The 13418-nt window shown below is 44.9% G+C and carries 14 protein-coding genes; 6 read left to right on the forward strand and 8 right to left on the reverse strand.

The window, feature by feature from the left end; translation table 11 throughout:
- Positions 1 to 81: 81 nt before the first annotated feature.
- Both QUB08_RS27180 and QUB08_RS27185 read right to left on the reverse strand, forming a co-directional pair.
- Positions 82 to 408 carry a type II toxin-antitoxin system RelE/ParE family toxin gene (locus QUB08_RS27180; protein WP_333228791.1) on the reverse strand — a complete coding sequence of 109 codons (327 nt, stop codon included), beginning with the start codon at positions 406 to 408 and terminating at the stop codon, positions 82 to 84.
- Positions 405 to 668, reverse strand: coding sequence for a prevent-host-death protein (locus tag QUB08_RS27185; RefSeq protein WP_333202989.1), 264 nt, complete (start codon positions 666 to 668; stop codon positions 405 to 407). Before QUB08_RS27185 ends, QUB08_RS27180 begins: the two co-directional genes overlap by 4 nt.
- A 390-nt stretch (positions 669 to 1058) precedes the next feature.
- On the opposite strand from QUB08_RS27185, the gene QUB08_RS27190 reads away from it, so the two are divergent.
- Entirely contained in the window at positions 1059 to 1328 is a 270-nt protein-coding gene (locus QUB08_RS27190) for a hypothetical protein (RefSeq protein WP_333228793.1), read from the forward strand.
- Positions 1329 to 1591: 263 nt separating this feature from the next.
- Here the strand turns inward: QUB08_RS27190 and QUB08_RS27195 are convergent, their stop codons facing one another.
- Entirely contained in the window at positions 1592 to 1966 is a 375-nt protein-coding gene (locus tag QUB08_RS27195; RefSeq protein ID WP_333228795.1) for a PIN domain-containing protein, read from the reverse strand.
- A 26-nt stretch (positions 1967 to 1992) separates the two neighbouring features.
- Complete coding sequence (locus tag QUB08_RS27200) at positions 1993 to 2352, reverse strand: hypothetical protein (protein ID WP_333228797.1); 360 nt, start codon at positions 2350 to 2352, stop codon at positions 1993 to 1995.
- A 440-nt stretch (positions 2353 to 2792) separates the two neighbouring features.
- Between QUB08_RS27200 and QUB08_RS27205 the strand changes: the two genes are divergently transcribed.
- Together QUB08_RS27205 and QUB08_RS27210 are read left to right on the forward strand one after the other, a co-directional pair.
- Positions 2793 to 3791: a hypothetical protein gene (locus QUB08_RS27205; RefSeq protein ID WP_333228799.1), complete on the forward strand. Its 999-nt coding sequence runs from the start codon at positions 2793 to 2795 to the stop codon at positions 3789 to 3791.
- A gap of 37 nt (positions 3792 to 3828) precedes the next feature.
- On the forward strand, positions 3829 to 4344 hold the full coding sequence (locus QUB08_RS27210) for a hypothetical protein (RefSeq protein ID WP_333161859.1): 516 nt from the start codon (positions 3829 to 3831) through the stop codon (positions 4342 to 4344).
- A gap of 59 nt (positions 4345 to 4403) precedes the next feature.
- Here QUB08_RS27210 and QUB08_RS27215 read toward each other — a convergent pair whose 3' ends face one another.
- Entirely contained in the window at positions 4404 to 5735 is a 1332-nt protein-coding gene (locus tag QUB08_RS27215; RefSeq protein WP_333228801.1) for a hypothetical protein, read from the reverse strand.
- A 284-nt stretch (positions 5736 to 6019) separates the two neighbouring features.
- Here QUB08_RS27215 and QUB08_RS27220 point away from each other — a divergent pair, with 284 nt between their 5' ends.
- Together QUB08_RS27220 and QUB08_RS27225 are read left to right on the forward strand one after the other, a co-directional pair.
- Complete coding sequence (locus tag QUB08_RS27220; RefSeq protein ID WP_333228803.1) at positions 6020 to 8551, forward strand: zinc metalloprotease HtpX; 2532 nt, start codon at positions 6020 to 6022, stop codon at positions 8549 to 8551.
- Between the two features lie 1080 nt (positions 8552 to 9631).
- A complete protein-coding gene (locus QUB08_RS27225) occupies positions 9632 to 10195 on the forward strand; it encodes an RNA-binding protein (protein ID WP_333228805.1) in 564 nt (187 codons plus the stop codon).
- A 338-nt stretch (positions 10196 to 10533) separates the two neighbouring features.
- Here the strand turns inward: QUB08_RS27225 and QUB08_RS27230 are convergent, their stop codons facing one another.
- Entirely contained in the window at positions 10534 to 11541 is a 1008-nt protein-coding gene (locus tag QUB08_RS27230) for a tellurite resistance TerB family protein (RefSeq protein ID WP_333228807.1), read from the reverse strand.
- Between the two features lie 167 nt (positions 11542 to 11708).
- Positions 11709 to 12005, reverse strand: a complete 297-nt coding sequence (locus QUB08_RS27235) for a CHAT domain-containing protein (protein ID WP_333228809.1) — start codon at positions 12003 to 12005, stop codon at positions 11709 to 11711.
- 111 nt (positions 12006 to 12116) lie between these two features.
- Here QUB08_RS27235 and QUB08_RS27240 point away from each other — a divergent pair, with 111 nt between their 5' ends.
- Positions 12117 to 12425, forward strand: a complete 309-nt coding sequence (locus QUB08_RS27240; RefSeq protein WP_333228810.1) for a hypothetical protein — start codon at positions 12117 to 12119, stop codon at positions 12423 to 12425.
- Positions 12426 to 12617: 192 nt separating this feature from the next.
- Here QUB08_RS27240 and QUB08_RS27245 read toward each other — a convergent pair whose 3' ends face one another.
- A complete protein-coding gene (locus QUB08_RS27245; RefSeq protein ID WP_333228812.1) occupies positions 12618 to 13259 on the reverse strand; it encodes a hypothetical protein in 642 nt (213 codons plus the stop codon).
- Between the last annotated feature and the right edge of the window lie 159 nt (positions 13260 to 13418).

Consider the following 13418-nt stretch of genomic DNA (forward strand, 5'->3'; position numbering starts at 1 on the left):
GCAGGCAAAGGACACAACACTGTTGTGTCCATACAAATGATATTTATTCGGCTTAAATAGGCCGGATATAAGAAGTTACAATCACGGCTCTAACAGTTTTTCTAAGATGGTGTAAATGTCTTTTTTGTCACCATCTTTACGTCTCCCTAGTCCCACGACAACAACTAGAACTCGATCTTGTTCGACTTGATAAACTATACGATAGCGCTGTCCAACAGCTCGGATGCTGCGAAATCCTGATAGGTTATCTACAAGGGCTTTGCCTTGCTTTTGTGGTTCAACTTTTAGTTGATCGATGCGATCGCGCAATTTTTCCTGTTCTCGTCGATCTTTGACTGCCTCCAACATTTCCAGTGCCAGTGGCGTAAGCTGGATCTCATATTCGATCGCATTTTCTTCGTGATTCATAGTCCCAATTTTGCTTTGGCATTTTCCCAGGAAATAGTTTCGCCTTGGCGTGCTTGGGTGATGCTTTGACGCAATTTGGTAACGAATTCTGTATCGGTGAGAATATCTAAGGTTTCTAACAGTTCAGTCAAATGCGTGTAGCTCATTGCAGCCATAACGGGAACGCCATCTTGAGTGATGATGATAGGCTCATTGATAAGTTCTTGGGGTAGGTTTGGAAGCTGCTGCTGTGCTTGGGCAATGGTGAGTCGTTTGGACATGGTTGTACTAAAGCAACATTACTTTTAATTTAGCATTTCGGCCCAACTAACTGGTTTCCAGCCGCTGACGCTGGTAACGAGTAAATCCAAAATCTAAGATCCAAAATCTAAAATCTAAAATCGGTTGACGGCGGCCCCCCTCTGCGGCTACGCTTTGAAGTGAGAGGTTGCTTGCTTGTAGAGGAGGCAGCCCGCGTCGCCCAAAAATCTAGTTGCACTGCCCAAAGCTGCGCGAACAGCAATGGACAGCTAACCGCCAAACTGGGACTAGCAGTCTGGAGGCTAACGGAGTATCTTAACATCCTCTGTAGCCGCCCTGCTATGTGTTGAAATGCGGGGCGGCTGGGTTTTTGGGTTTTTCTAGAAAACCCAAAACCAGGAGAACATATTATGTCACAGGAATTCGTGCCTGACGACAACAAATTTGAGCGCACAAATGACGACTCAGCAGCAGTATGCGAACAGGAAGTTGTGCTGTTAACGGTTGTCGGTTCGCCCAAAGGTGTCCGGGAAACCATACTCACTTTGTACCGGCTGGGATTTGCAGAAGTGGGCGATTGGAGTCCCCTACAGCGTGCGGCTAATCCGAAGCAGGTGATGAGCGTGCTGATCCGTCGGAAGCGGGCTGAGGGTACATCGCCGAGAAAATCTGGGCGGTAAGCTGCAAGGTTAAGTCCTTTTTAGGGCTTACGCATGGGGCCCAGAAACCGGGTTTTTATGAGAATACTTGGTTGTGACCCACACATTCGGTAAAAAACCTGGTTTCTTTGTCGGAGTGCGTAAGTCCTATTAATCTGATATCTTGCACCATTATCAACTACCTGTTTAGGAACGGGCAAGATGCCCGTTCCACACAACTCAATTTTATTGTGGAACGGGCATCTTGCCCGTTCTTAACAATGGTGCAAGATGTGAGATTAATCTTATTCCAAACGTTTTAATAACTCTTTAGGTGATAGAATTGGTAAGGTGGCACCAGCGAAATCTCCTGCATCGCGGGTTACAATCGCCTCCAAGTTATCTGACAGCGCACAAGCTAACTGCACGGCATCTTCAAAATCGGTTAAATTAGATGCAAATGCTATTTCCAAAACGTGGCGATCGACGGCAGATACTTTCATTAATGCTAGTGTTTCAGCAATAGCTTGCCTAGCGAGATCGAGGCTGCGAGTTTGCCTTCTGACAATATAGAAAATATTTGTTAAGGTTGTTGCCGTTACATATCCCTCAATTTGCTCATTTTCGATCGCCTCAAATAAAGCATCAGCATCCTCTACAAACGGTTCTCGTTCTAGCAAACTATCGAGGATAATGTTGGTGTCTATTAATACCTTAATTTTAGGTATTTCTCCACCAAACGTTCTTCTAACATGAGTGCAACTTCTGCATCTGTTGGCGGTGGCATATCAGTTTTTGCGAGCCCTCTGAGTCGCTTGGCTGCACCTTGGCGATCGGGGCGTAATCTAATTTTAACTTCGTCACCTGTGGCGGGTGGTGTATCAGTTTTTGCTAGCCTAGTCACGGGTTCCACAAAATCATCCAGCAGAGGTTGGCGGGCTCTGAGTTCCTGTCTGATGGACTCAACAATCGCGTTGACTAGAGCTAATCTGTCGGTAACTGATAGTTTGTGCGCTTCTCGGCTTAATGGCAGCCAAGGAATTTGGGGTATTTGGGATTCGTTCATATTTTTGATATTTTGATATTTTGATATTTTATAGGGCTATTGTAGCAAATTTAGGGCTTACGCGCGGGTGGCCAGAAACCGGGTTTTTATGACAATATTTGGTGGTGATTCGCAAATTTGGGAAAAAACCCGGTTTCTTTGTCGGAGTGCGTTCAGGACTGCGCGGGTGGGCAGAAACCGGGTTTTTATGTGGGGCCAGTAGTTTGTGTGAGGACTCGTTATCCTTATTGTGTGTTGAATTTGGAGTGATTAGTCTGCCAGACTGATGTGTGGCGCTAGACAAACGAAGTCCGCACAGGCGGACTTTCTGTTTTTAAGTCTTGGATGAGGTACGGGAAGTGCGATCGCCCTTTGATGCACTATTCGTGTGGTTGTGATAAAATGCAAGTAAACTAACTTTCGTTAGTGCAAGTCAGCCAACTGCTGCGAGGTTAAATGCTATGACACAGTTTGTTTTGGATAGCTTTGAAGAAGCTCTCACCTCTAGTATTAAAACGAAAATAGAGGAAGCTAGGCAAAAGCTCGAAACGGAATTTGTTAGTGCTGAATTTGAGAGTTTAATATCCACACTTACTACTAAAATTGATGAAATAAATAGTTTAGCCCCTTCCCATTGGAAGAATATCGAATTATTTAACCACGAAGACGCGAAGGACACGAAGTCAGAGGAAAGAAGTAGTAGATCATCTGCCGAGGAGGGAGTGATACGTGAACGTTTAACTGCTGAAGAGTTATTTGTAATATCAAAGAAGTTTCAAGAGGTTAACGAATTCGTACTTTATGACATTGGCAACTATGCTTGGAAAATATCTTTAGACGAAAAGTTAAAGGAGGTCATAAAAAAATTCAGTGATGATTGTAGTAAGGATTTAAAGACTTGTCAAATATTGTATGAGGCTCTGGGTTTGATTAATTTAGCGAGCACTACAAAAGATGGGATAGATGCATGCCTACATTATGTTAGAGCATATCAACTATTTCGAGAACTTGCTACTAATTATTGGGATAATATTCCGGTTGAAGGTCGGCAACCTTTTTCAGTCCTTCATACAAAAATATTAGAAGCGGGAACATCTTCGCTTCTTTCAGTATTTGCAAAAGATAAAGACCTTAAATTACTCAAGAAAAAGCAACTAGAAAATCTGTCTATTTCTCTAGAAGAAATATCGAAATTAAATCCTTTGAATGGGATAAGTAACTACTTACCAGAACTAGAAAAGCTGGTCAATGTAGCTGTGGAGCAAACTAGGCAGTGGATAGAATTGGGTATTGATATTAGCGATCCATGTGTGATAACACCTTTAGAAGAGACGGCAGACAAATATCCAGCAATTGCTGAATACTGCAACGATCGTTTAATAGAATTGGTGAAAGAACAAATGAATCAAATGAAAAATTCTTTACCAGATGTAAACGAAGAAGTTTTAGATGAGTTTTGATGATAAAATTTTAAGGAAAAAGTATGATTAAGTATTTATGACTTGGGAAAAATTTTTAGCTGAAGGAGATTATGCTGTAACACTTATTCGCAATGGACTGAGGAAACGGGGAATTAATACAGGAGAGTCTATTCTTACTCAGTTTAATACTGACGAAGATATTCCTGTGTATGATAATTTAGGCAATAAAATTTTTTGGATATCTGTAAAAACAGTATTTCAGTCTATTACAGATCCGATTCGACAAATACCGCCCGGTTATAAAGGTTGGATGTGCGGTGAAGTAGAAAGTAAACAATGGGTAAACCCGCCAGCAGTAGTTATTTGGTACTGTCGAAATACCAAAATAGCTTGGGGAGCAATAACGCCAACACGTCCCAGTACAAAGTGGATTATTTATCCAGATAGATACGGTACAAAAATAGATAAACGCAAAACAGCAGCGACAGGTGAAACTCATTATATTTACCCTTCTTATTGTGTGCCAACTTCTGAAATAATTAGTAAAGATGAAGTTATCAACTATATTCAGCAGTTATCCATATCATGTTAATTCACAATGATACAAAGCTTGTCAGGTGTGGAAATAAAAATTGCCGCCAACAACATCAATCAATGTTGGAGTGCGTCAGCCGATCGCACTTCGCGATCGACATAACTCAGCAACCGATCCGTTAATTCCGCAGTCTTGTTTTCCAACTTCGGAATCCGCGCAAAATCCGACGACAGCAACTCAATTCCCCGCCTTCTTTCTGCCAGCACCGCATCCGCGCACAAACCCAAATAAAACGGATGTACCTGCAAATTCTCCAAATTATCAGCGGGATTGACGCTGGCATATTTAATTACAGCATCTGCCAAATCTGCCTTGTCAATCTTCACTTTGTGCAAGTAATCCCTCGCATCATCCGGCGACAAATGCCACACCAATTGTGCATCTATATAATCTGCGGGAATCGGAAACCTTGACGCATTCGGCCACCGCAATTGCGTCACCGGACACTCTCGCCCCGCCACAACAACTACAATCCCCAATTTGTAATCCAATGCCCTCAACAACCGCCGAAACCACTCATCTTGATACCAAAAAGTTGCGCCTTGAGAATTGCGTTTTTCATCCCACATTTTCTCGTGAGTATCGAACAGCATCACGAGGCGATCGGGTTTATTTTTGCCAGCCATTGTCGCATTCAAATCCCCAGCAAACAATTTCGGCAAATAGTCGGTTAACTCAGTATCAATATCTAGACGGCGAATTTCCTCCGCCTTTTCATCGCTGACGCCCAAGCGATTTTGAATTAATTTCATCGCCCGCTTAATCCCGCCCAATTTATCTATCCCTTTGAGCACCGCTACAGCTTGCGCCACCACCGGAAAATCTGCAAAAGTTTCAATTATAGGTACCACCAATTCCGCCACATCATCGGGGAAAAGTTGGTTGAGAGTTGCCTGTGATTCGCCTTTGTTCAGCAAATACCAAAAGCAAGCAAAGTCATAATTTGGAAATTTAAATTTATATTTCTTAGTGGCTGCTGCCAGATTTCGGCGCAGCATCAGCAAGCCGTAAAATCTATCTTGCGGTTTATCTTCTTTAATCGGTATCAATCCGAAATCGTGTCTGACTGCGGGTATGGGAGTGTAGGTCTTAGGTTCAGCATAGCGGACGGAATTAGCAACTTGGGCGGCTTGTGATTCTGGGATGTCGTGCAATTGTTTCCACACCTGCGGCGAAAATCTTTTGCAGCAGTGAAATTGCAAGTGTTGTAGCAGCAAAGACTTGCCGTTGCCTCCATCTCCGTAAAAATACAAAATTTGTTGGCGCGCGGGGTCTTCGTTTAAATAAAAGGCAAATCGGCGGGTAAATTCGTATCTGTCGGTAAAAAGTTCCAGTTTGCGATCGCCGCTAATAGATTCGGTTTCAAAATCTTCGTCGTCAATTGGCATAAGTGTGCGGGTGAGGAGTTATTTTATTATACCAATGGGGGATTGAAATTGGGCATAGATATCAATTATGGGCGATCGCATTTAGGGCATATGTTAACACTGAGATATTGCACCCTTCTCAATCAGCTTTTGTGAACAGCCAAGATGCCTGTGAAGCGAGAAAATTTATCTTTTGTGGAACAGGCATCTTGCCTGTTGCTGACAATGGTACAAGATGTGAGTTAAAACCGTAATCGATCGACCAGCCAAGCTATCTTAGAAAGGACGCGATCGCAAGCACAGTTATGGTATCTCCACCTAATCCAAATCAATCGGATTCATCTCTGAAACAGTCTCTAGAGGCTGGGTTAGCGGCTTTGAAACAAAAAGATTACCAAAGCGCGATCGCCCTTTTAGAATCCGTCACCCAAACCGCAGCAAATCAGCCGTCGGGAATCCGCGCGCAGATGGGGTTAGTGGCTGCGTACAAAGCAACCGCTAATGTCAAAGGTGCGATCGCCCTGTGCAGATCCCTCGCCAAAAGTCCCAACCCTCAAGTCAAAACTTGGGCCGATCGCGCTTTAAAAGAATTAACCCCCCCTCGCCCCCCAAAACCACCGGCAAATAAACCAAAATCCGCAGAAACTCCCCCCGAAACAGGCTTTGTCGCCTTTGATGCAGCAACTAAATCGCCGAAACAAACGCCTGGGGGCGATGGCTTACGCCCCGCTTCGCTACGACCGACCGCAGATAAAAAAACAGGATTTTTACCTTTAGAGCAGACTGTAGAGCCTGGGAACGCCAAATCGCAACCGATTTCCCCGCCACCTCCACCCCCCACACCGCCGATTCGCCCGACATCAGAGGGCGGGCACGGGGGCACCGCCCCTACAGAAACCGCACCCGATACCGCAGAAATTAGCGACGAAAATAGTTCCGCTTCCCCAACAGATATCCCCGGAGTCGCCAGCCCAGATACTTACCAACTCACTTGGCGCGAAGCAGGGCGCACCGCGAAAATCCCGCGCCCCCTCAAACCGCTGAAGTTGCTGGAGTTTCGCATACAAGCCGTTGCAAGTGCGATCGCCCTATTTTTCCTAGCCCGGTTTGTGCTGCAATTCCTGCTGACAAACACTAATTCTCTGTTGGTTCAGCTTTACATATTCAGTAGACTGCCTATTTTCGCGCCGATTCAGCTTTTTTACCGCGATCCGACTCCGTTTGTTCAGATGGTTTTTGGATTGCTTTTGGCCTCGTCTCCGTGGCTGATAGACGCGCTGCTGAAACTGTTTTGTGGCATCGAAACCCTGCGCGGGTCAGTTTTATCCAAGCACAGCAAGGAAGCTAGTCGGGTACTGCGAAGTTATTGTACCAAGCAAAATATGCCGGTGCCGGTGCTGAAACTCTTGCCGCTGAATGTTCCTGTAGCTTTCAGTTACGGCTGTTTGCCCCGTTTTGCTCGGATTGCGGTGAGTCGCGGGCTGTTGGAACAGTTGACGGATGAGGAAATTGCTACTATTTTCGCGCGGGAGTTGGGCCATATTTCTCACTGGGATTTTGCGCCGATGTCGCTGGCGCTGCTGGTGATTCAGATTCCTTACTTGATTTATTGGCAGGTGGCGCACTGGCAAGAGCGGTTGTGTGATTTAATGACGATCGAGTTTTTGCGTTCTGCTGTCAAATTTGTGGCCGCTGCAATTTCTGCTATTAGTTACGGGATTTATAAGTTGTTGCGCTGGCCGATGTTGTGGGTGTCGCGCCGCAGAGTGTATTTTAGCGATCGCACTGCTGCGGAAATTACGGGCAATCCTAACGGTTTGACGCGGGCACTGGCTAAAATTGCGATCGGCGTTGCTGGTAATATCGAACAGCAAAAACAAACTAGCTTTTTCCTGGAAAGTTTCGATCTATTGTTGCCCGTAGGCGTTGGACAAGCTGTCACCCTCGGTTCTGCTGCATTACACGCGCCGTTAGAACAGATTTTGCTGTGGGATGTCAGCAATCAGGAGCGCAATTGGTTGACGGTTAACGGCGCGCATCCTTTGCTGGGAGAGCGTTTGAAGCTGTTGGCCCTGTATGCTCAATTCTGGAAGCTAGAGACAGAGTTAGATTTGGCAAACGCGGGAGTGCCAGAACAACCTAGGAAAGGAAAATTGTCTCTGTTTAAGTCAATACTCGAATTTAAAGACTCAAAACTATTTTTACAGGGTGCGCCGTTTTTTGGAATTCCGATGAGTTTGGCGATAGTCGGGGTGCTTTGGCTGATTGGGGGGATTTTTTCGAGGACGAGTATCTGGCAGTTGGATTGGCTTTGGGGCGATCGATCGATTATTTGGGGCTGTTTGCCGATCGGGTTTTCTATCGGTACTTTGATGCGGATCAATTATTTCTTCCCGGATATTATACCGCGAGAAACCGCTTCGCCGAGTTTGCCGGAAATTTTGTCAAATCCCGAGAGTTTGCCGCTGGATGCTGAACCGGTGCGGCTGGAGGGGCAACTTTTGGGTCGATCTGGTATGAGTAATTGGCTGGGACAAGATTTGATTTTGCAAACGGCGACGGGTTTGGTGAGGTTGCACTATGTTTCGAGGTTTGGCTACATTGGCTCTTTGTGGCCATTTTTGTTCAAAGAGACTACTCGCCCTAGCGATTTGATCGGAACATCTGTTGTGGCGACTGGTTGGCTGCGCCGGGGTGCTACTGTGGCGATCGACCTTGAAAGTCTCCGCAGTCAAGGAGGGAGGGTTAGTGACAGCGGACATCCGATTTGGTCTGCGATTTTGGCTTTTGCTGCTGCTTTTTGGGGCGCATACATCATTATCCAGGGCCCAAGGTGAGACGATTTTGGATTTTAGATTTTGGATTTTAGATTGAAGAATGGGAAATGACTTACTGCATAAGGGTTTCGAGGTTGCCTACAATTGCATTTTTTTCAGGTATGAGGAATAGTTATCAGATTGCCGCACTCGATCGCGCACAACGCGCAGCCCCAGATGAGTTTTGAGTTAAACGGGGGATGGGCGATCTATCTTCTCGGTGCGCCGTGTACACCCTACCCGATGTTCTCGGTGCGCGGTGAGCACCCTACACTCTTGTTGCTTGTTCATTCGTAAAGAAAAGTTGCTTTTTTGCCAGCGGTCTGTTACATTAGTTTACAGGAATTGGATTGAACCAAATAGCGCGATAACTTCAGTTGGCTAAAATCCCTTAAGGCATTGCGTAAAAATTGTCAACATCCCAACACAGCAAGTACAGCCAGCCGCTTGTCGGCTGTTTTTTTTCGATCGCTATTTTTGCTGGGCGGGATGAATTATCAAAAGTGATTCAGATGTGGTTTGCGTTAAATTCAGACTGAAATCTTCCTAAATAACTAGCTCTGTTACCAAGGCTGTGATACCTTTAAAGAATGCTCGGACTCTGCCGAGCCCGATTTAAGGGATAGCAGGTAAGTGAGTAGTTCTCAGAATTAGGAGCGAGATTAGGAGCGAGGTAAGATTACTGGCTAAAAAATGTTAGCCATTTTATCCATCACTGTATTAAACTGAATACTGGCATTCCGATCGCTTGCAATTGACATCCTTGGACATAAATTTCTAGACGGCGCTGGCTATAAACATTCTGAATCAAAACCGGAAGCAAGTAATACAGAATAGCCAATAGCCTAAACATTTGAGTGATGACGAAAAGTTTACACAACAACCTGAGATTTAAAAGCTCTCTGCATCGGCGGTTAAGTTCCGGCCTTATCAGAGTAAATCATCTTTTTGTTCTAAAAGGTGGGGGGAGCTGTCAAGGTTGGTGGGAGGAATGCGCCAATTCTCGGGTTATGTGGTGTTTGCCTGAAGTCAATGTTCAGTTGACTTCAGGTAATTCTGTTCGAGCAAATTAATTAAAATCCAAGTCGGGAGGAATTTTTCATGTCTATTCGTCTTTATGTTGGCAATCTGCCGAAGGAACTCGATCGCCTAGAATTGCAAGAAGTTTTTGCACCGGAGGGCGAATCTGTTACCACAAAGGTAATTACAGACCGCAAAACTGGTAAATGCAGAGGATTTGGTTTTGTGACGGTGCTAACCGACGAACAAGCCGACCAAGTTATTGAGAAATATAACGGCTTGATGTTCAAAGAAAACCCGCTGAAAATAGAGAAGGCACTGCCCCGCTCTAAGGGTAAATCTGAAAAGGGCGAAGACGATCAGCAGCAGTCGCCGCAGTCACCGCAGTTGGTGTCGGCGTCGGCGTCTGTGCCAATGCCTGTACCTGCGCCGCAGCAACAGCAGCGCTCGGCTCCTCCTAGCCAAGGTGGAGGCGGTTCCAGCAAAAGCAATCGCCGTCGGGGTGACAACAACAAATCTCGCCGCAATCAGTCAGCAACAACGGTTTCGAGTGGTGATACCGGTTCGGTGCAGCCAGATCCGCGCTGGGCGAGTGCTCTGGAAGAACTCAAGCAAAGATTGGTGGAAGCTCAGACTACTAATTAGTCGCAAATGGCAGCTAATTGCTGCTGTCTCTCGACTGTGGTTGACTGAATGTATCTGGAAGTGTGATCGAGAATGGGTCAAAAAACCCTGTTCTCGATCGCACTCTTTTATGGTAAAAAACCTCTAATATCTAGCAGTGCGGTAAAATAAGCGCGAGGGCAAGTAATGAAAACTCAAGTCTTCACTACCAACCAGTTTGATTTTGGTCGATCGACCGGAAACGATATAATAGCCTGAGAATTTTTTGCAAAAAAAACCCGGTTTCTCTAAAAATATAGGGTTAAGCAGCGAGACATTTAGAAAGAAACCGGATTTTGAACCCCCTAAATAATTCCTGCTTATTCGATCGGCCCGAATTCGATTGTCTCAATAAACTCAAAAATCTTGTTCATAATTCCCTCAACTTCAGACTCCAGGGAACCCAATTCCTCCCCCTCCTGATAAATTCGCTGACAGCTTACCGTGTAGCAAAAATCGTCAGCAATAAAAGCCATCAGTCCCCGGTAAGCATCCAACCGAGTCAGAGAGCCCTCATTTTTCTGCACGCTGAGAGTTGCACCAGCAGGCAAATCTAAAACCACGAAATAAGCTTCTTCATCTTCTAAATATTCTGCGTGGAGTAACTTAGAATTGGGAACATTAGCAAGAATTGCCTGAGCAACAAAATTGTCGAGAAAAGACTTGAGATAACCTTCCTCGCCAACCGACTCGATTGTTTCTTCCACTTCACCAGCAACAGGGAAATAATCAATTTTCAGCAAAACGCCAAAGTCGTCTGAAAATGCGACACAGCCTTCTTGATCATCAATTTTACCGCCTCGTTGATCGTCAACTGGAATGGGAACGCTAAAATTGCCTTCAGGAGATACGTACCATGCCGCATCGAAATCAGACTCTTCGCCCTCTACTTCCGAGTAAGCAGCAATTACATCCTCAATAATTTCTGCTGCTTCCTCATCTTCCACACCTAATGCTTGCTGGAATTCCTGCAGAAAAGCTTGGTGCTTCTGAGCTATTTCGCCATCTGCGACAAACATTGCTGCGGTTATGGCAAAAGTATCCAACACTAACTCATCTGGCATAGATTCGCAAGCAGTATTAAATAATGCTCCTAAACCGTCTTGGGCGACAATACCGGCGAGTCTTTGAAACATTGCTGACATATCATCTTCCGAGTATTCAGCAAATATTTCTGATTCCCAAAGTATGCTTTCTAAGATATCAGCATCCGTATCAGGGGAATTTGCCTCCGCTGCGACAAGTGCTACCGCTGCTACGGATTCTTCTAAAGTCAAGCTTGCTTCGGATTGGTCTTCTGAATTGAATATTTTATCAAACTTGCCCACAGGTTTTGCCCCGCTAGTGTTTAGTTTTGCTATTCATAGCAAATTTATGACATAAAAAGATAGTAGTCAGGGATACATTTACTTTTTGCAAAATCCCGCCAGTCAATGTAGGGTGCGTCTAGCCGCCTTACACCTTACCACTCGTGAATATCAAATCTCCAATTAACTTACCAAGGACTGCCAATTATTGTGAATCCGGCCCAAAACTTGGGGTGTGAGAAATCAGAATTTGGTATTTGTGCGGATTGAGTAAGGTCGATCGCGCCTTGAGTTCCCCGCAATTGACCGTCTTTTACTACAATTTGTTTGTGGATCATTGCCAGTTGAGCTTTTCTGAGCGCTTCAGCTTTAATTGGCTGCGATCGTAAATTGCCATAAAACTCCCTCATCAGCGCTAAAGTGGCGACATCCTTAAGGCTGTAAGGTCGAGGGCCCTTAAATCCTATCGTCGTGGACGCATCCAAACCAAAGAAACCGGGTTTTTTGCCATTTTTGCTGTTAGTCAGCCCAATAACACGACTCCCGCGCCCGCACTCAGCTTACAACCGTCAACAGCAGCGACTTATCCAGGTAGTTTGACAGTAAATTCTGCCAATATTATCCCCAATGACATCTTGCTAAACGGCGGTTCAATTCCAATGATGAACAGCTTTAGCGGCATCGATGATGACATTCTCATCTACGAGTCTAACAGATTGTTAACATCTCTAACCAGCGCTCAAACTCAGCCAATTCTTCCTTTGCAAGCTGCGAGTGTTAGTGGTGCGATCGCACCTATTGCCAATCCTGCTGGTAAGGAAGCTGACCTGTTACTTAATGCGAATCCGAGTCCGATTCAGCTACCAAAAAGTAGCGATTTAATCGGGACTTCTGCGTTGAAGTAATTGTAGGTCGGGTTTAGGGCGATCGAATACATTAAAAACCCGGTTTCTTAAAGAAACTGGGTTTTTATTATTGGTGATTCTTAGAACATTCATTATGTCCGAGCTGCACAGAATAAGGATTGTTATGCGGTCTATTCAAGTTTGTGTAAAGTCACTATAACTATCGTTTATGACAGAGAAAGGACGATCCATTCATTTTTCCCTGAGTTTTTCGGCGATATCTTGAGCACATTCACTTCCCTCTTTGCAGAAGGTAATTGTTGTACTACCGTACCTTTGATTCTGAGTATTGAGATAATACATAGTCCCATCGAACTTAGGGGGAGAATCTCCGCTGATAGTTGCTGGAATTGCACCTTCAATATAGGCAATGCGAGGGTTCGGATCGGCAGTGTTCAAGGAGACCATAATTTTCCTGCTATCTGGAAGAACTGCGGCATTAATGCTACGCCAACCAACATTTGTTTTTATTACTTGGGACTTAGGATCGATACATCCTCGCCGCGTGGCATTATTTATACTAAACTCGTTCGAGGCTGCTGCCTGAGAAATATCTGCTGTACCCAAAATCGATAGACAGTTCAATTTATCAAACTGAAGTGGTACACCGCTAGTTTGTGTTTCATAAAACCACTTGCCCTGGATCGACAGAGACTTTGGGATGGAGGCTTTCTTGATAAGAACATATTCTGCTCCCCCAATCTTAAAACCTTCATATCCTTGCTGCACAGCAATAGCACCAAAAAAAGCGCCAGCAGCGAAGGCAGCGAGTAACCGCCAATGCTTTTTTGCCCAGTCAGGAACAAGAAATTTTGGAGAAGCTTCCGTTTCCATATTCATATCGTTTAAAGAGACTCATTAACGTAGCTGTCACACATCGCCTGTCTACTTACGATTAGCATCGTCGGCATAACTTAGGAATGAGAATTAAATAACATCAGCGATGTATAATAAATAAATGAGTGAATATGAAGAGGTGTATGTTTCGGTAGA

The sequence above is a fragment of the Microcoleus sp. BR0-C5 genome (genome assembly GCF_036705045.1).
Lineage (GTDB): Bacteria > Cyanobacteriota > Cyanobacteriia > Cyanobacteriales > Microcoleaceae > Microcoleus.